Consider the following 16,869-nt stretch of genomic DNA (forward strand, 5'->3'; position numbering starts at 1 on the left):
GGAATGCCCACCGTGTCCACTCCCGTCCTGCGAAGTCCGGCGCTGCGCCGTACCGCGGTCTTCGCGCTCGGCGCCGCCGCGCTGACGCTGTGCGTCGTACTGAGTCTCGCGCTCGGCTCCCGGTCGGTGCCCGTCGGCACCGTCGTCGACGCCATCCTGGGCCACGGCACCGATCGGGATGCCGCGGTGATCACCGGAATGCGGTGGCCGCGCACGGTCGTCGGGCTCGTGGTCGGGGCCGCGCTGGGCCTGGCCGGCGCCGTCGTGCAGGGGGTGAGCCGCAATCCGCTGGCCGCGCCGACGACCCTCGGAATCAACGCCGGGGCCGCGCTGGCCGTGGTCACCGCCATCTACGCGCTCGGCCTGAGCCAGCCCGGACAGTACGTCTGGTTCGCCTTCGCCGGCGCCGCCGTCGCGGCGGCGACCACCCTGACCCTCGGGCGCCGGTCCGGCGATCTGGACCCGATCCGGCTCGTGCTGGGCGGCACCGTCGTGCAGCTGGTGCTGGCCTCGTGGACCTCGGCGGTCCTGCTGTTCAGCGAGCGCACCCTCGACGAGGCCCGCTTCTGGCTGGTCGGTTCCATCGCGGGACGTGAACTGTCGGTGCTGATTCCGCTGCTGCCGCTGTTCGCGGTCGGCGCGGTCGTCGGGCTGGCGATCACCTCCGGGCTCAACGCGCTGGCCCTCGGCGACGAAGCGGCCGAGGCGCTGGGCGTGCCGGTCACCCGGATCAGGGTCGCGGGCATGGTCGCGGTCGTCCTGCTGGCCGGCGCCGCGGTGGCCGTGGCCGGGCCGATCGCGTTCATCGGGCTGGCCGCGCCGCATCTGGTGCGGCTGGTCGCGGGCACCGATCACCGGGTGCTGGTGCCCGGCTGCCTGCTCGCCGGGCCGCTGTTGCTGCTGAGCGCCGACATCGTCGGCCGGATGATCATGCGCCCGACAGAGGTCGAGGTCGGCATCGTCACGGCGTTCCTCGGGGCGCCGCTGCTGGCCGTACTCGCGACGCGGAAGGTGCGCCGATGACCACCCTGGTAACCACTTCGACGACCGCGCGGGTCCGGCTGCTCGCCGTGGTCCTGACCGTCGCGCTGCTGGCGCTCGTGACCGTCGCGCTCGCCACCGGCGAGGTGTCGATGGACGCGCTCACCGCGCTGCGGGCCGCGATCGGGCTCGGCGATCGCGGAGACGTCTACGTCGTGCAGGAGTTCCGCGCGCCCCGGATCGCGGCGGGTGTCGTCGCGGGCGCCGGGCTGGCCGTGGCGGGCGGGGTGCTGCAACGGCTGTTCCGCAATCCGCTCGCCTCCCCCGACGTGATCGGCGTGACCGGCGGCGCCTCGCTCGGCGCGGTGGTCGTGCTGGCCGCGGGCGCGAGCCAGTACTCGATTCCGCTCGCCGCGCTGGCGGGCGGCATGGTCGCCGCGGTCGCGCTCGGCGCGATCGGGTGGCGGTCGCAGTTGTCCACCGCCCGGCTGGTGCTGGTCGGCCTGGCGATCCAGGCCGGACTCGCCGCGGCGGTGAATCTGGTGATCGTGCGCTTCCCCCGGGAGCTGGCGGGATCGGCGATGCACTGGACCGCCGGTTCGCTCTACGGCCGCACCTGGCCGGAGGTCACCGGCGCCGCCCTCGGCTCCGTCGTCGTACTCGTCGCCCTGTGCGTGCAGTACCGCACCCTGGCCGTGCTCGACCTCGGCGACGACTCGGCGGGCGGTCTCGGCGTCGGCGTGTCGGGGGCGCGGCTGCGGCTGCTGTGTACCGCGGTGGCGCTGGCGGCGCTGGCCGTGGCCATCTCCGGGCCGATCGTGTTCGTCGCGCTCGCCGTGCCGCAGCTGGTGCGACTGCTGTGCGGGCCACCGACTGCGGCGACCCTCGCCGTCACCGGTCTGGCCGGCGCGACCCTGCTCACCGCCGCCGACTTCATCGCGCAGAACCTGCTGCCGGTGCGGGGACTGCCGGTCGGCGTCGTCACCACGACCGTCGGCGCACCGTGGCTGCTGTGGCTGCTCGTGCGCGACAGCAACCCGGCGAATCGGAGGACCGCATGACCGAGCAACCGCGCAACGAACTCGCCACCCGCGACCTGGCCTTGCGCTACGGCGAGCGCACCATCATCGACGGCCTCGACCTGGTACTGCCCGGGCACGCCGTCACCGCGATCGTCGGCCCCAACGCCTGCGGCAAGTCGACGCTGCTGCGCGGCCTGACCCGGCTGCTGCGGCCCGCGGGCGGCACCGTCACCCTCGACGGCGCCGACATCCACCGGATGTCCGCCCGCACCCTGGCCTTGCGTCTGGGCCTGCTCCCCCAGCAGCCGATCACCCCCGAGGCCATCACCGTCGAAGCGTTGGTGCGCCTGGGCCGCTACCCGCATCAGAAGATGCTGCGACCCTGGTCGGCGAGCGACCAGGCCGCGGTCGAGGAGGCGATGGCGCGCACGGGCACCACCGCGCTGCGGGAGCTGTCCGTCGACCAGCTCTCCGGCGGACAGCGGCAACGCGCCTGGATCGCCCTGGCACTGGCCCAGGACACCGATCTGCTGCTGCTCGACGAGCCGACCACCTTCCTGGATCTGCGCCACCAACTCGACGTGCTCGACCTGGTCGCCGATCTCAACGCCGACGCGGGCCGCACGGTGATCATGGTGCTGCACGATCTCGGCCAGGCCGCCCGCTACGCCGATCACCTGGTGGTCCTGCGCGACGGCGCGCTGGCCGCGGCCGGTCCGCCGGCGCAGGTGCTCGACGCCGACCTGGTGCGCACCGTCTTCGACGTGGAGTGCCGGGTGATCCCCGATCCGGAAACCGGGACACCGCTGGTGGTGCCGCTGGGCCGGGCGGCCCGGGCCCGCGTCTGACCTCCCCTCCCCGGCGGCCCACTCCGGGTCGCCGGCGTCCCCCACCAGAAATGAGGACCGTCATGTCCCTTCGACGTCTCCGCGCCCGCGGACTCCGCCGGGCAGGCACCGTCGCCGCGGGCGCGCTCATCGCGTTCGGCACGCTCGTCGGCTGCGGCACCGACACCGCCACGACCGGCGGCACGAACACCGCCGCCGACGCGACCAGCTTCCCGCGCACCCTCGACACCGTCATGGGCCAGGTGACCATCCCGCGCGTCCCGCAGCGCGTGGTCGTCCTCGACACCGCCGAACTCGACTCGACCACCCTGCTCGGCGTGACGCCGGTCGGCGCGGTCATCCCGCACACCAAGACCGCGGGCGGCTTCCCCGACTACCTGAAGGCGGGCCTGGACGGCGTCACCGATGTCGGCCCGCTGCTCGAGCCGAATCTCGAGCGGATCGCCTCGCTGAAGCCCGACCTGATCCTGTCCTCGAAGATCCGGCACGAGAAGATCTACGACAAGCTCAGCGGGATCGCGCCGACCGTGTTCACCGAGACCACCGGCGGCCCGTGGAAGGCCAACCTGGCCGTGCACGCCAAGGCCCTCGGCCTCGACCAGCAGGCCGCGGACGCGCTGCGCAAGTACGAGACCCGCGCGCAGGCGCTGGGCGCGGCGATCAAGGCGAAGAACAACGGCGTCACCCCGTCGGCCTCGGTGGTCCGCTTCCTGGCCGGCCCGACCCGGCTGTATCTGACGCAGTCGTTCAGCGGTGTCGTACTGGCCGATGTCGGTCTCACGCGACCGGCCAACCAGGTCTCGAGCGACGCCAAGAAGACCATGCTCGAGGTGAGCCCGGAACAGATCGACGGCGCCGACGCCGACCTCATCTTCGTCGCCACCATCGACGACCCGGGCAAGACGCCCAAGAACGCCGTCACCAGCAGCCCGGTGTGGCGCGATCTGGCCGCGGTGCAGAACGGCAAGGTCTACGAGGTGCCGGACGAGACCTGGATGTCGGGCATCGGCGTGCAGGCGGCGCAGCGGATGCTGGCCGACATCGCCCAGGCCACCGGCGTGCCGCTGCCCGCCGAGTGAGCGCGCGGGATCAGAAGTAGCGCAGCCGCCAGAGATCCAGGCCATCGTCGTGCTGAGCACGGTGACCAGGATGCCGTAGCGGGTGAACTGCGAGGAGGAGACCCGCTGGCCGGCGCGGGCGGCGATGCCGAGGGCGACGACGTTCGCACCGGCCGCGACGACGGTGCCGTGGCCGCCGAAGTCGGCGCCGGCGGCGAAGGCCCACCACAGCGATCGCCCGGTCTTGTGGTCGGGGGCACCGGCGACGATGTCCTCGACCACCGGCGCCATGGTGGCGGTCCAGGCCAGCGCCCAGCACCCTCGTGCCCGCGCCGACCGACCTCCAGCCGGCCCGCTACGGCGCGGCGTTGCCCGAGGCGATTCCGACCCCGCGTGCGGAGGAGGTGCTCGAGCTCATCGCCGAGGGCACTCGGCCCGCGCTATCGCGGCCGCGCTGGTGATCAGCACCGAGAACGTCGACCGGTACCGGGCCGACATCGCGTGGAAACCGGGCCTGCGCGATCGGCTCGCGCTCACCGGGTACGCGATCCGGGCCGGGCTGATCGAGCCGTGAGAACGGCGACGGCCCCCGCGCCGCGGACACACGAGGGTCGTCGACAGCGGTCACTCCGCGACGGAGTCCACGCGCAGAGTCTGCTTGCGGGAGACGGTGGCCCGCATGACCGGCTCGACGATGCGCGCCGCGATCGGCCCGATGATCGCCATCAGCAGCACATACGTGGTCGCCAGCGCGGCGAACTCGTCGGGCACCGCGCCCGCGGCCACCGCCAGACCCGCGATGACGATCGAGAACTCACCGCGCGCGACCAGCGCGGCACCGGCCCGCGCCCGGCCCAGCTGCGAGGCACCGGCGCGTTGGGCCGCCCACCAGCCGGTGGCGATCTTGGTCGCGGTGGTGACCACGGCCAGCAACACCGCCCAGCCCAGCACCGGCGGGATCGTCCGCGGATCGGTACTCAGACCGAACAGCACGAAGAACATCGCCGCGAACAGATCGCGCAGCGGCTCGAGGATCTTGGTGGCGTCGTGCGCGGTCGAATCGGAGATCGCGATACCGAGCAGGAACGCGCCGACCGCCGCCGACACCTGCACCGCCGAGGCCACACCGGCGACCAGCAGCGCCGAGCCCAGCAGCTTGAGCAGGAAGATCTCCCGGTCCTCGCTGGCCACGATCGCCGAGACGTACTTGCCGTAGCGCAGCGCCACGACCAGCACCACCGTCACCGCGACCAGCGCGATCCCCACGGTGGTCAGGCCCGCCATGAAGCCGACACCGGCCAGCACCGCGGTCAGCACCGGCAAATAGATGGCCATCGCCAGATCCTCGAACACCAGGATCGACAGGATCGTCGGCGTCTCGCGGTTACCCAGCCTGCCCAGATCGTTGAGCACCTTGGCGACGATGCCCGACGACGAGATGTAGGTGACGCCCGCCATCGCGATCGCCCCGGTCGGACCCAATCCGAGCATCAGCGCGACGATCACCCCCGGCGTCGCGTTGAGCACCAGGTCTAGCAGGCCCGCCGTCCACGACTTGCGCATGCCCGTGACGAGTTCACCCGCGGTGTACTCCAGCCCGAGCAGCAACAACAGCAGCACGACACCGATCTCGCTGGCGAGGTGGATGAAGTCCTCCACCTCGTGCAACTGGATCAGGCCGCCGGTGCCGAAGACCAGCCCCCCGAGCAGATAGAGCGGGATCGGCGAGAGGCCGACCTTGCCGGCGATCCGCCCGAGCACCCCCAACCCGAAGAACACCGCCCCCAACTGGATCAATGCCAGCGCGGTTCCCGTGAGCTGCACGCGCTCAGCCGTCGGAGAGGATCGCAGCGGCGGCGTCGAGCCCGGCATTGGTGCCGACCACGACCACCATGTCACCACCGACGAACCCGAACTCGGGACCCGGCGAGGCGTGCACCTGGCCCGCCCGCAGGACCGCCACGATCGAGGCGAGGGTCCTGGTCCGCATCTCGGTCTCGCCCAGGCGCCGCCCGGCGTAGGGCGAGTTCGGCGGCACCGGCAGCGAGCGCGTGCTCACGCCGTCGAGATCGCGGTGCTCTTCGCGCAGTTGCGCCACCAGCTGGGGCGCACCGAGCAGACTCGCCAGGGTGCGAGCCTCGGTGTCGGACAACGGAACCTGCACGGTCGAGTCCGGGTCGCCGATCTTGGTGAAGATCAGGTCGATACCGCCGTCCCGGTGGTCGACGACACCGATCCGGCGGTCCACCTTCGTCAGCGAAAACTCTTTCCGGACACCGATTCCCGGCAGGGACGTGACATCTACATTCATTGGATCACCTAACCTCAGCTAGGCGATACCTTACCTTCTCTTTACCCTTCGCACGGAGCCTCAGCCCTGGTCGAGCAACCTTCCAGCGGCGTCGAGACCCTCGTCGGTGCCGACGACGACCACCAGATCACCGGCGATGAAGGTGAAATCCGTTCCGGGCGACGGGGTCACGTCACCGGCGCGCACCACCGCCACGACCGAGGCCTTGGTGCGGGTGCGCATCGCGGTGTCGCGCAACGGACGACCGTCGAACGGGCTGCCCCGATCGATCGCGAACTGCCTGGTCGACAGCTCACCGACGAGCGGGGTGTCGCGGGTCTTCTGCACCACCTGCGGCGCCCCGAGCAGACCGGCCAGCACCCCGATCTCGGTGCCCGACAGGGGAATCGAGGTGGTGGTGTCGGGATCGCCCGCCCGCGAGACCACCAGGTCGACCGAACCGTCGCGATGCTCGATCACGCCGATCCGCCGACGCGCCTCGGCCAGCGGAAAGTCCTTGCACACGCCGATCCCCGGTAGCGGCGTCACATCGATGTTCACGCCCTCACAGTACGACGAGTTCCGAATAACACCAGACCTACCCCGCTACCCGACGTTCACCCTTTCAGCCAGTCGATGGCGATGGCCACCACGGCCGCGTTGAAGAAGAAGCTCAGCACGCTGTGCGCGGTGACCCGCTTGCGCATCGACCGGCTCACCACCGTCACGTCCGAGACCGCGAACGAGGTGCCCATCGTGAACGAGAAGTACAGGAATTCGGCCAGCTCCGGCACCGCGCATTCGGGGAAATCCAGCCCGCCGCCGGGGAAGTACGCGCGGGCGTAGATCTGGGCGAACGCGGTGTGCAGGAGCAGCCACGACGTCAGCACGGTGGCCGCCGACACCGCCAGGGCCGCGCTGTCGTCGTGGCCGGCGATCAGGATCATGCCCGCGGCCAGGCCGGACCCGCTGGCCACCAGCGCCATCGTCGTGGCATACCAGCGCGGACCGACCCATCCGGTGGTGAGATCTCCCGCGTGCCCGTCGGGCAGCTGTTTGCTCAGCAGCAGCCAGCTCTACCATCGGGGCCGTCGTTTCCCGGGAGAACACGGTGGGCCGGTGTCGTGGCTACCGTTGGTCGAACCGCCAGCGGGTGGCGCCGTGCGGATCGGTCAGGGCCACGCCCACCGCGGCGTGGGTGGTGAAGCGGTACAGGTACCAGGGGGCCGGGCCCGCGCTCTGGGCGCTGAACGGCGCGGTGACCGCGGCACCGTCGCGTTCCGCGGGCCAGCCGGTGTCGCGATAGGACGCGGTGACCCGATCGATCTCGGCGTGGTCGACGGTGCGTGTCGCGGTGCCTTCGACGACGAGATCGACATCGTCGGGGAACCGGAACGACAGGGTGCAGGCGGGATTGGTGGCCAGGTAGCGCGACTTGTGGGTGCCGGGGCCGCTGGTGAAGTAGAAGTACTCGCCGACCAGTGTCGCCCCGATGCCCGCCGAGTGCGGCCTGCCGTCGGGACCGACGGTGCCGAGGAACTGGGCGGTCTCCAGCGCGGCGAGTCCGTTCTCGATGGCGGCGCGCACCCGGCTCCACGGCAGCTGGTCGGTGCCGTAGATGTTCAGATCGGTGGCGTCGACGGGATCGGGCAGCATCGGCACTCCTTCGTCGTGGCCCCGCCGGGGCCCGTGGAGGACACGCACAACTGGTTCCCGAGTATAGGCGCGGGCCCGGCCCAGGACGCCGGCCCGGATCCGGACGGCTTGCGTATTCGGGCGAAGTTGTGTGTTGTTGAGTCGTGACCAACTCATCCGGAGACGCGTATCCACTCACGGACACGATGACCACCACGACGGCGGTGCACGACGGCGTCACGGTGCTGACGGTGACCGGCGAGGTCGATCTGGCGACGGCGCCCACGCTGGACGCCACGATCGAGGCGATCCTGGCCGAGAAACCCGCGGCGCTGGTGATCGACCTGACCGCGGTCGGGTTCCTGGCGTCGGCGGGAATGGCGACCCTGGTCGCCGCCCATCAGCGGGCCGGGGAGAACACCGCGATCGCGGTGGTCGCCGACGGGCCGGCCACCAGCCGTCAGCTGAAGATGACGAGCCTGGATCAGGTGTTCGCCATGCACACCACGCTGGCCGCGGCCCTGGCGTCGTTCACGTCCTGACCATCGAGAAACGCGCCGCCGCCCGGGGAATCTCTCCGGGCGGCGGCGCGTTCGTCGTCGGTGGGGTCAGCAGAGGCCGCGCAGCTGCTCGATCAGCTTGACCCGGCCCGCGGCGTCCTCGGCCAGGGGCGTGACATTGAGCGTGGTGACGCCCGCCGCGGCCATGGCCGCGATGCGCTCCTTGACGAAGCTCTCCGGGCCGATCAGCGACACGTCGCGGACCAGCTCGTCGGGCACGGCCTGCGCGGCGGCCTGCTTGTCACCGGCCAGGTACAGCTCCTGGATGCGATCGGCGGCGGCGCCGTAGCCGTACTTGGTGGCCAGTGTGTGATAGAAGTTCTTGCCCTTGGCGCCCATGCCGCCGATGTAGAGCGCCAGATGCGGCTTGACGAACTCCAGCAGCGGGGTGACGTTGTCCCCGATCGCCAGCGGGGGGCCGGCGAAGATCTCGAGGTCGCCCAGCGCCGGGTCGCGCTTGGCCTTGCCCGCGGCGAGCGCGTCGCCCCAGACGTCCTGGGCCTTCTCCGGCAGGAAGAAGATCGGCTGCCAGCCCTCGGCGATCTCGGCGGCCAGTTCGACGTTCTTCGGGCCGAGCGCGGCCAGCAGCACCGGAATGCGTTCACGCACGGGGCGATTGATCAGCTTGAGCTCTTTGCCCAGGCCGGTGCCGCGGTCGGCGGGCAGCGGGATCTGGTAGTACTTGCCCTGGTAGTTGAGCTTCTCGCGGCGCCAGACCTGGCGGCAGATCTCCACGAGTTCGCGGGTGCGGCCGATGGGGGCGTCGTAGGGCACACCGTGGAAACCCTCGATGACCTGCGGGCCGGACGCGCCGATGCCGAGGATGAAGCGGCCGTCGGAGACGAAGTCCAGCCCGGCGGCCGTCATCGCGGTGAGGCTGGGGGTCCGGGTGTAGAGCTGCAGGATGCCCGAAGCCAGCTGCACGCGCTCGGTGCGGGCCGCCAGGAAACCCAGGGCGCTGACCGCGTCGAACGAGTACGCCTCCGGCACGAAGACGATGTCGAGTCCGGCGCGCTCCAGGTCGGCGACCTCGGCCGCGACCTCCTTGAACCCGCCCGAGTAGTTGATGCTCAATCCGATCCGCATGCCACCCAACATAGCCCCGCCGTTCCCGGCCACCCCGACCGGTCGGTCTGTCGTCGCGGGTGCTGGTCGGGCGGGGTACGCGGGTGGGCACCCGGTAGCGTTGACGACGATTCCCACGCAGTTCTCGCCGCATCGAAAGGCCACCCCGTCGTGTCGCAGCCCACCGCCTCGCCGCAGCAGATCGCCCCCTCCTTCGGTGCGGTGACCCTGGAGCACTATCTGTCGGAGCTGGGCGCGAAGGTCCCCGCACCGGGTGGCGGCGCCGTGGCCGCGCTGCACGCCGCCCAGGCCGCGGCGCTGGTCGCGATGGTCGCGCGCTACACGACCCGGGCCAAGGACGCGGTCCACCAGCCGATCGTCGAGCGGATCATCGAGGCCGCCGACGCCGCCCGCGCGAGGTCGCTGGCGCTGGCCGATGCCGACGCCGCCGCGTTCACCGCGGTCGGCGCGGCCTACAAGCTGCCCAAGGACACCGAGGCCGAGGTCGCCGCCCGCACCGAGGCGATCAACGCCGCCCTGGTCGAGGCCGCCCGGGTGCCCGCCGCCGTGGTGGACGAGGCCGACGAGATCCTGTCGCTGGCCGCCGAACTGCTGCCGATCGGCAACCCCAACGTGGTCACCGACATCGGCGCGGCCGCCGACGCCGCCCGCGCCGCGGCGATGAGCTCGCAGCTCAACATCGAGATCAATGTCGGTTCGCTGCCCGCCGCCCTCGGCGACGGCTTCGCCGCGGCACTGCTGCGCGTCGACACGATCGCCGCGCGCGCCGACGCCCTGCACGCCGACGTCCTGCACGCCGTGCGCGGCTGACTCAGGCCGCGGTGAGCACGATCTTGCCGCGCACCCCACCGGACTCGCCGCGCCGATGCGCGGCGGCGAGTTCGTGATCGGCGGGCTCGTCGCGACGTGCACCGCGAACTCGGCCCCGGTCGACAGCGGCGGCGAGCGCGTCGAGCGCGGCCGTCGTGGCGCTCACGATGAACCGGTCGACGCGCGCATCCGGGGGTGTCCGCGGGCCTTCGGCCGCGAGCACCCGGCCACCGGCGCTCAGCACCCACCGCGACCGGTCGGTGTTCTCTCCCCTGACCAGGTCGACCTCGCGCACCACGGCGGTGAAATCCGTGGTGCGGTAATCGATCGGCTCTTCGATCCCGAGATCCCGCAGGTAGTCGTGATCGGCGGCCCGCGCGGTACCCACGACCTACGCGGAACTGCCCGGCACGGCAGCTGCCGGCCGTGCTCGCCGACAACTGGGTGCTGCTGGTGCTGGGTACCCTGCGCGCGGCCGACGGCCCGGTGCGGTTCGACGAGCTGCGCGGGCGACTCGACGGCATCGCCCAGAAGATGCTCACCAAAACCCCGCGTGACCTGGAACGCGACGGTCTCGTGCGGCGCTCGGTGTATCCGACGGTGCCGCCCCGGGTGGAGCACTCGATCACCGAGCTAGGGACGGATCTGAGCCGGATCACCCATGCCGTGGGCCTGGGTGGTGGACCACCAGCACGAGATCACTGCCGCCAGAGCGGAATTCGACGCCGCTCAGGCGATCGCGCCCGCGCCGGCGGCGCGTCCCGGTGGGCTCCGCTGAACCGGTATCGATGTGGAATCGATGCCTGATAGCCCTCACCTGCGCGAACACAAGCCGACACACCGTCGGACCCGTCGGCCGTTATCACTTCGATAGGTCTAGTTGATCATGGCGGCCTAGACTTGGAATCCGCCTACGAGTGACCGAAGGGGTGGCGTTTATGAAGAGCGCACTTCGTTTCCTGTTCGTCGCGACCATGGCGGCACTCCTCGCCGCATTCTGGTCGGGAGCCGCGTCCGCGGCCCTGATCGGAGGATCTCCGACCCCGGCGGTCACCGCGATATCCCCGGCGAACGGGCAGGTCGTCGGCGTCGCCGCCCCGGTCACGTTCACCTTCGCCGCCCCGGTCACCGATCGGGCGAACGCCGAGCGCGCCGCGGCGATCCGCTCGACCGACGCGCTGCCCGGCACCTTCGCCTGGGTCGACGACACCCGGTTGCAGTGGACCCCCACGGGCCATCTGCCGACGAGTTCGCCGATCACGGTGCAGTTCGGCAACCAGCGCACCGAGTTCCAGACCAACGGCGGCGTCTACGCCGAGGCGAACCTCTCGGCGCACACGTTCACGGTGAGCATGGGTGGCCAGGTCGTCCGGAACATGCCCGCGTCCATGGGCAAGCCCGGCTTCGAGACCCCGACCGGCAACTTCACGGTGCTGGAGAAGTTCCGCTCGGTGGTGTTCGATTCGCGCACGATCGGCATCCCGCTCGACGACCCCGAGGGCTACATCATCGACGGCGAATGGGCCGAACGCCTCACCTGGGGTGGCGTGTTCGTGCATTCGGCACCGTGGTCGGTGGACTCGCAGGGCTACGCCAATGTGAGCCACGGCTGCATCAACCTCGCCCCCGACGACGCGGCCTGGTACTACGAAAACGTCGGCATCGGTGACCCGGTCTACATTCACTGGTGAGTAATTCCCTCGTGGCATTCGGCGTTCCCACCGTCAGAGCAGTATCGTGCCCGTAACGAAATCGTTGCGAGACAACCTGACGGCGACAGCCTGATGAAGGTGGGGCGATGGATCGACCGGATGCACACAGACCGATCGGGGCTCGACAGCACGACCCCGGGTCGGCCGGTGGTCCGTTCACCGCTGCCGCCCGGTGGCGACCCGGTCGCGATCTGGGTGCGCCGCGCCCCCGCCGGCTGACCGAGCCGTCCGATCCGCCGCCCCGTGCCGGCGCCCGGCATCGCGTCGAGGGCGGGCCGACCACACCGGCCGGCATCCCGGTGATCTCGCTGTCGGCCGCGCACGTGGCGCCCGATCGGTCCTCCGGCCGGATCGTGCCGACCGACAGCTACGCCACCGACCGGCTGCCGATCGTCGGCGGACCGTTCGATCCCGGTGCCCGCCATGCCCTTCCGGAGGTGCCGCTGCCGGAACCCGACAACGGCCCCGCGACCGACCGGCTGCCGATCATCACCCCCGACACCCCGGCTCCCGACCGCGTCGAGCCCGAATGGGTCGCCGCCACACCGGTTTCGCTGCCGCCGCGGCCGACGCCCGACTACGGCGGCGACGACGAGGTCTTCGCGCGGATGATCGACCGCTCCCGGCGCAAGCGCGTGCCGCGCTGGGTCGGCCCGCTCGCGGCCTCGGTCGCCGGTGCCGTGCTGATCGGCGGCGGCTATCTCCAGTTGCGTGGTCCCGTACCGGAATCCGCGGCGGCCAGCAGCACGATCGAGCCCGCGCCGGCCGGTGCGGTCCCGGTCGCCGGGAACTGCCCCGCCGAACTGGTCGGCAGCAAGATCCAGGGCAACGGGCCGGGCGGCACCGACAGCGGTGTCGCGGCGATCCTGGCGTTCCAGCACGCGTACTACGTCGCGCGGTCGGGTGACCAGGCACGCACCCTGGTGTCCGGCGACGCGGCACTGCCGTCGGGCGCCGATATCCAGGCGGGCATCGACACCATCCCGGTGGGCACGACGCACTGCCTGAGCATCACGCCCGCGGCGTTCGCCGGCCAGTACTTCGTGGTGATCACCGAGTACCGGCCGGACTCGGTGCCGATCATCTACAACCCGCAGCTGGTCGGCACCGCCAAGGTCGGCGGCAAGTACCTGATCACCTCGATCGGGCCGGTCCGCTAGACCCGACCGAGGACGCGAAAGCCGCTCAGGCGCGGGCCTTCTCGGCCGCCACGACCACGTGGCGCATCAGCAGCGCGGTGGTCACCGGGCCGACGCCGCCGGGCACGGGGCTCAGCGCCGCCGCCTTGCCGTCGACCGAGGCCGCGTCGACGTCGCCGACGATGCCGCCGTCAGGGGATTCGTTGGTCCCCACGTCGATCACCACGGCACCGTCACCGACGTGCTTGCCGGTGACCAGCCCGATCCGGCCCGCGGCCGCGACCACGATGTCGGCGGGGGTGGTGACCGCGGCCAGGTCGGCGGTGCGCGAATGCGCGACGGTGACGGTGGCGTTCTCGGCCAGCAGCAGCTGCGCCAGCGGCTTGCCGACGATGTTGGACCGGCCGACGACCGTCACCACCCGCCCCTGCAGCGCGATGCCGTGATGCTTCAGCAGCTCGACCACCGCCTCGGAGGTGGCGGGGACGAACCCGTCCAGGCCGGAGGCGAGCAGACCCAGCGACAGCGGGCTGACACCGTCGACGTCCTTGCTCGCCGCGATCGACGCGCTCACGTCGTCGAGGCTGACGCCTGCGGGCAGCGGGGTCTGCAGCATGATCGCGTCGGTGGCCGGGTCGGCGCTGCGCGCGGTCAGCTCGGCGCGGATCGTCTCCGCGCTCGCGTCGGCGCCGAGATCGATGCGCTCGCAGGCGATCCCGAGACGTTCGGCGGCCTTGCGCAGAGAGTTCACGTACCAGGCGCTGGCCGGGTCGTCGTTGGCCACGATCAGCGCCAGCGTCGGCGCGGTGCCCGCGGCGGTGAGCGCGGCGGCGCGCTCCTTCGTGTCGGCGTTGATGGCGGCGGCGAGTTCCTTGCCGGTCAGCGAAGCGGTATCCACGGTGGGTCAGCTTATCCGCCGCTACCCGTCCGCCCGACCACCGGGCGGCGACGCGCGGAACGTCGTCGGGTTCCACGGTGCGACCCGGACCCGGCCGTAGGGTGTCGGCAGCTCTGCCACAGCTCTGCCCAGCACGTACCGAACCGTTCGCGGAAGGGTGTCGACTGTCGTGAAGATCTCGAGGCATTGGAAACAGCTGGCCGCCGCCGTCGTCGCGGCCGCCGCGGTCACGAGCGCCACCGTCACCCCGGCCGCCGCCGAAGCCGACGTGACCGCGCTCTACAACTCCGCGCAGCGGCATTTCACCGACGGTGACGACAACGCCGGTCGCGCCGACCTGCGCGCCCTCATCGCCGCCGATCCCAACGATGTCGACGCGCTCGCACTGCAGGCCATCTGGTCGCATTACGCCGGTGACCCGGCCGCGGTCGGCGAGGCGATGGCCCGGCTCGGCGCGGTCGACGCGGGCATGGCGGCGGGCACCTCCAACGTGCTGCGCGCGGTGACCGCTGCGGCGGCGACGCTGCCCAATCCGCTGCCCGCGCTGGTCGGTCCGCAGACCGGCATCGTCGTCCTCGGCTACGGCCTGCTGCCCGACGGCGCGCTGCGGCCCGAACTGGAGAACCGGCTCACCGCCGCCTGGCTGCAGGCGGTCGCCGCGCCGTTCTCGCCGGTGGTCGTCACCGGGGGCAACCCGCAGAACGGGATCTCCGAGGCCGAGGCGATGCGTCGCTGGCTGGTGGGCCGCGGCCTGCCCGACGAGCGGATCCACGTCGAGGACCGGGCCGGATCGACGGTGCAGAACGCACTGTTCAGCACCCGCCTGCTGCGCGATCTCGGCGCCACCAGCGCCGTGGTGGTGACCTCGCCCAACCACATCCGCCGCGCGGTCGCCGATTTCCTGGTGGCCGGGACGAACGTCGTCGGCGCGATGACCTCGCTCGAACAGCTGGTCTCGCAGCTGCCGCCGCCGGCGCGGGCCGCGCAGCGCGGGATCTACCTGGACGCGACCCGCACGTTCGAGCTCGACAGCGCGCGCTGATCCGGCGCGGGAAAAATCGGTTGTCCGGCACGGGACAATCGCTGCATGACTGTTTCCCCCCTCGACGACGTCGTCGTCGTACTGCGCGCCGCGGGCTGCGTCTTCGCCGAGGACGAGGCCGCGCTGCTGGTCGAGGCCGCCGCGGGCGACCCCGCCCGCCTCGACGACCTCGTGGCCCGGCGGGTGGCGGGGACTCCGCTCGAATATCTGCTCGGCTGGGTCGCCTTCCGTGGCCTGCGGGTCGGCGTGCGGCCGGGGGTCTTCGTGCCCCGTCAGCGCACCGCGTTCCTGGTCGAGCGGGCGGTGGCCGGGATCGCGCCGGGAACGGCGCGGGCCTGCGTGGTCGATCTGTGCTGCGGCTGCGGGGCACTCGGGCTGAGCGCGGCCACCGAACTCACCGCGCGCGGCTGCGATGTCGAGCTCGTCGCCGCCGATATCGATCCGGTGGCGGTGGCCTGCGCCAGGGAGAATCTCGCGCCGCTGAGCGCGCCGGTGTTCGGCGGGGATCTGTTCGACGCGTTACCGGGTGATCTGCGCGGCCGCGTCGACGTCCTGCTGGCGAACACGCCGTATGTGCCGACCGAGCGGGTGGCCGACATGCCGCCGGAGGCCCGCGAGCACGAACCGCTGGTCGCCCTGGACGGCGGCGCGGACGGGCTCGACGTGTTCCGGCGGGTCGCCGAGGGCGCGGCGAACTGGCTCGCGCCCGGCGGCACGGTGCTGGTGGAAACCTCGACCGGACAGGTCGACACCGCGTGCGCGGTGCTGTCCGGGCACGGTCTCACGCCGCGCGTCGAACACTCCGAGGAGTACTACGCGACCGTCGTTGTCGGTACCCGCGCGGCCTGACGACGACGGCGCAGGGCAGTCGATGCCGTGACGCGCACCGCGCGCCTAACCGGCGATGCCCCCGCCCGACACGGGGTCGGCGGGGGCATCGTGGTGGTCCGAGCGGCTACTTGCGGCCGGTGAACTGATCCATCGAGTGGTACACGCCGACGGCGTTGAGGTAGAAGTCGCGCACCTTGATCGGCAGCAGACCGGTGAGCGCGCGGTTCATCCGCGAGGTCCACGGCAGCACCACCAGGGCGCCACCGTTCTTCATCTCCCGCCACGAGGTCTCGACGACGTCGTTCTGCTCGAGCATCGGCGTGAACAGGATGCCCTTGGCGCCGTCGAACATGCCGGTGTTGATGTAGGTCGGACAGACCGTGGTGACCTTCACGTGGTCGTGGCCCGCCTGCTCGAGTTCCAGGCGCACCGAATCCGACCAGCCCAGCGCCGCCCACTTCGACGCGGCGTAGACGGCCATGCGCGGGTTGGCCACCAGACCGGCCGAGGACGCGATGTTGAGGATGCGCGCCTGACCGGCACCGGCGACCATGCCCGGCAGGAACTCCAACGTGACGTACATCGGGGCCAGCGAGTTGATCGCCATGGTCTTGTCGATGTCGGCGCGGTTCTCGGTTTCCCAGAAGTAGGTGTTGCCCCGCACGATCCCGGCGTTGTTGACCAGGATGTCGATCCCGCCGATCTCCTTGCGCACCGCCTCGGCGGCCTCGCGGATCGAATCCTGCGAGGACACGTCGACGACGTGATGGTGCACCTTGCCGCCCAGGGCGGTCAGCTGCGCCGCGGTCTCGCGCAGCGCGAGCTCGTTGATGTCCCACAGCACCACCGCGTCGGCGCCCTCGCGGACCGCCGTCTCGGCGAACAGCCTGCCCAGGCCCATGGCGGCGCCGGTGACCAGCACCCGCTTGCCCGCGACCGAATCGAGTTTCATGAAAT

20 protein-coding genes and 1 pseudogene are annotated in these 16,869 nt (G+C 71.4%); 12 read left to right on the top strand and 9 right to left on the bottom strand.

The features are described from left to right. Positions 1 to 12: 12 nt before the first annotated feature. From Q7X29_RS21680 to Q7X29_RS21705, 5 genes and pseudogenes are all read left to right on the top strand, one after another. The gene (locus tag Q7X29_RS21680; protein WP_308248563.1) at positions 13 to 1,023 is read left to right on the top strand and encodes a FecCD family ABC transporter permease; all 1,011 of its coding nucleotides are present in this window, start codon (positions 13 to 15) and stop codon (positions 1,021 to 1,023) included. Next, positions 1,020 to 2,042 carry a FecCD family ABC transporter permease gene (locus Q7X29_RS21685; protein WP_316575210.1) on the top strand — a complete coding sequence of 341 codons (1,023 nt, stop codon included), beginning with the start codon at positions 1,020 to 1,022 and terminating at the stop codon, positions 2,040 to 2,042. Before Q7X29_RS21680 ends, Q7X29_RS21685 begins: the two co-directional genes overlap by 4 nt. Beyond that, on the top strand, positions 2,039 to 2,851 hold the full coding sequence (locus Q7X29_RS21690; RefSeq protein ID WP_218719743.1) for an ABC transporter ATP-binding protein: 813 nt from the start codon (positions 2,039 to 2,041) through the stop codon (positions 2,849 to 2,851). Before Q7X29_RS21685 ends, Q7X29_RS21690 begins: the two co-directional genes overlap by 4 nt. A 62-nt stretch (positions 2,852 to 2,913) precedes the next feature. Continuing rightward, positions 2,914 to 3,930 carry an ABC transporter substrate-binding protein gene (locus Q7X29_RS21695; protein WP_316575211.1) on the top strand — a complete coding sequence of 339 codons (1,017 nt, stop codon included), beginning with the start codon at positions 2,914 to 2,916 and terminating at the stop codon, positions 3,928 to 3,930. 320 nt (positions 3,931 to 4,250) lie between these two features. Continuing rightward, a pseudogene (locus Q7X29_RS21705) lies at positions 4,251 to 4,483 on the top strand (LuxR C-terminal-related transcriptional regulator); the annotation flags it as partial. 50 nt (positions 4,484 to 4,533) lie between these two features. On the opposite strand, the gene Q7X29_RS21710 reads toward Q7X29_RS21705, so the two are convergent. The 5 genes from Q7X29_RS21710 to Q7X29_RS21730 all read right to left on the bottom strand — a co-directional run bounded on the left by Q7X29_RS21710 (position 4,534) and on the right by Q7X29_RS21730 (position 7,855). Beyond that, positions 4,534 to 5,733 (bottom strand): cation:proton antiporter, encoded by a 1,200-nt coding sequence (locus Q7X29_RS21710; RefSeq protein WP_308248564.1) that lies wholly within the window; start codon positions 5,731 to 5,733, stop codon positions 4,534 to 4,536. 4 nt (positions 5,734 to 5,737) lie between these two features. Then, positions 5,738 to 6,220, bottom strand: a complete 483-nt coding sequence (locus tag Q7X29_RS21715; RefSeq protein WP_218719746.1) for a cation:proton antiporter regulatory subunit — start codon at positions 6,218 to 6,220, stop codon at positions 5,738 to 5,740. A gap of 60 nt (positions 6,221 to 6,280) precedes the next feature. Further along, positions 6,281 to 6,760 (bottom strand): cation:proton antiporter regulatory subunit, encoded by a 480-nt coding sequence (locus Q7X29_RS21720; RefSeq protein WP_218719747.1) that lies wholly within the window; start codon positions 6,758 to 6,760, stop codon positions 6,281 to 6,283. Positions 6,761 to 6,816: 56 nt separating this feature from the next. Then, positions 6,817 to 7,185: a DUF1345 domain-containing protein gene (locus tag Q7X29_RS21725; RefSeq protein ID WP_394358711.1), complete on the bottom strand. Its 369-nt coding sequence runs from the start codon at positions 7,183 to 7,185 to the stop codon at positions 6,817 to 6,819. A gap of 142 nt (positions 7,186 to 7,327) precedes the next feature. Next, the gene (locus Q7X29_RS21730; protein ID WP_316575212.1) at positions 7,328 to 7,855 is read right to left on the bottom strand and encodes a pyridoxamine 5'-phosphate oxidase family protein; all 528 of its coding nucleotides are present in this window, start codon (positions 7,853 to 7,855) and stop codon (positions 7,328 to 7,330) included. A gap of 185 nt (positions 7,856 to 8,040) precedes the next feature. On the opposite strand from Q7X29_RS21730, the gene Q7X29_RS21735 reads away from it, so the two are divergent. After that, entirely contained in the window at positions 8,041 to 8,376 is a 336-nt protein-coding gene (locus Q7X29_RS21735) for an STAS domain-containing protein (protein ID WP_316575213.1), read from the top strand. Between the two features lie 66 nt (positions 8,377 to 8,442). Here the strand turns inward: Q7X29_RS21735 and Q7X29_RS21740 are convergent, their stop codons facing one another. Further along, a complete protein-coding gene (locus Q7X29_RS21740) occupies positions 8,443 to 9,480 on the bottom strand; it encodes an LLM class F420-dependent oxidoreductase (protein WP_218719751.1) in 1,038 nt (345 codons plus the stop codon). Between the two features lie 150 nt (positions 9,481 to 9,630). On the opposite strand from Q7X29_RS21740, the gene Q7X29_RS21745 reads away from it, so the two are divergent. Further along, complete coding sequence (locus Q7X29_RS21745; RefSeq protein WP_218719752.1) at positions 9,631 to 10,290, top strand: cyclodeaminase/cyclohydrolase family protein; 660 nt, start codon at positions 9,631 to 9,633, stop codon at positions 10,288 to 10,290. 1 nt (position 10,291) lies between these two features. On the opposite strand, the gene Q7X29_RS21750 is transcribed toward Q7X29_RS21745, so the two are convergent. Continuing rightward, positions 10,292 to 10,678, bottom strand: a complete 387-nt coding sequence (locus tag Q7X29_RS21750) for a zinc-binding dehydrogenase (protein WP_316575214.1) — start codon at positions 10,676 to 10,678, stop codon at positions 10,292 to 10,294. A gap of 38 nt (positions 10,679 to 10,716) precedes the next feature. Between Q7X29_RS21750 and Q7X29_RS21755 the strand changes: the two genes are divergently transcribed. The 3 genes from Q7X29_RS21755 to Q7X29_RS21765 all read left to right on the top strand — a co-directional run bounded on the left by Q7X29_RS21755 (position 10,717) and on the right by Q7X29_RS21765 (position 13,162). Further along, a complete protein-coding gene (locus Q7X29_RS21755; RefSeq protein WP_316575215.1) occupies positions 10,717 to 11,097 on the top strand; it encodes a winged helix-turn-helix transcriptional regulator in 381 nt (126 codons plus the stop codon). Positions 11,098 to 11,228: 131 nt separating this feature from the next. Further along, complete coding sequence (locus Q7X29_RS21760; RefSeq protein WP_218719753.1) at positions 11,229 to 11,981, top strand: L,D-transpeptidase; 753 nt, start codon at positions 11,229 to 11,231, stop codon at positions 11,979 to 11,981. 107 nt (positions 11,982 to 12,088) lie between these two features. Beyond that, positions 12,089 to 13,162 carry a hypothetical protein gene (locus tag Q7X29_RS21765; RefSeq protein WP_218719754.1) on the top strand — a complete coding sequence of 358 codons (1,074 nt, stop codon included), beginning with the start codon at positions 12,089 to 12,091 and terminating at the stop codon, positions 13,160 to 13,162. Positions 13,163 to 13,187: 25 nt separating this feature from the next. Here the strand turns inward: Q7X29_RS21765 and Q7X29_RS21770 are convergent, their stop codons facing one another. Further along, entirely contained in the window at positions 13,188 to 14,039 is an 852-nt protein-coding gene (locus Q7X29_RS21770; RefSeq protein WP_316575216.1) for a bifunctional 5,10-methylenetetrahydrofolate dehydrogenase/5,10-methenyltetrahydrofolate cyclohydrolase, read from the bottom strand. Between the two features lie 169 nt (positions 14,040 to 14,208). On the opposite strand from Q7X29_RS21770, the gene Q7X29_RS21775 reads away from it, so the two are divergent. After that, a complete protein-coding gene (locus Q7X29_RS21775) occupies positions 14,209 to 15,081 on the top strand; it encodes a YdcF family protein (RefSeq protein WP_316575217.1) in 873 nt (290 codons plus the stop codon). Positions 15,082 to 15,126: 45 nt separating this feature from the next. Next, positions 15,127 to 15,930: a putative protein N(5)-glutamine methyltransferase gene (locus Q7X29_RS21780; protein WP_316575218.1), complete on the top strand. Its 804-nt coding sequence runs from the start codon at positions 15,127 to 15,129 to the stop codon at positions 15,928 to 15,930. 106 nt (positions 15,931 to 16,036) lie between these two features. On the opposite strand, the gene Q7X29_RS21785 is transcribed toward Q7X29_RS21780, so the two are convergent. Beyond that, the gene (locus Q7X29_RS21785; RefSeq protein ID WP_218719758.1) at positions 16,037 to 16,864 is read right to left on the bottom strand and encodes an SDR family oxidoreductase; all 828 of its coding nucleotides are present in this window, start codon (positions 16,862 to 16,864) and stop codon (positions 16,037 to 16,039) included. Between the last annotated feature and the right edge of the window lie 5 nt (positions 16,865 to 16,869).

The organism is Nocardia canadensis (genome assembly GCF_032656385.1).
In the GTDB taxonomy this organism is placed as follows: Bacteria; Actinomycetota; Actinomycetes; order Mycobacteriales; family Mycobacteriaceae; genus Nocardia; species Nocardia canadensis.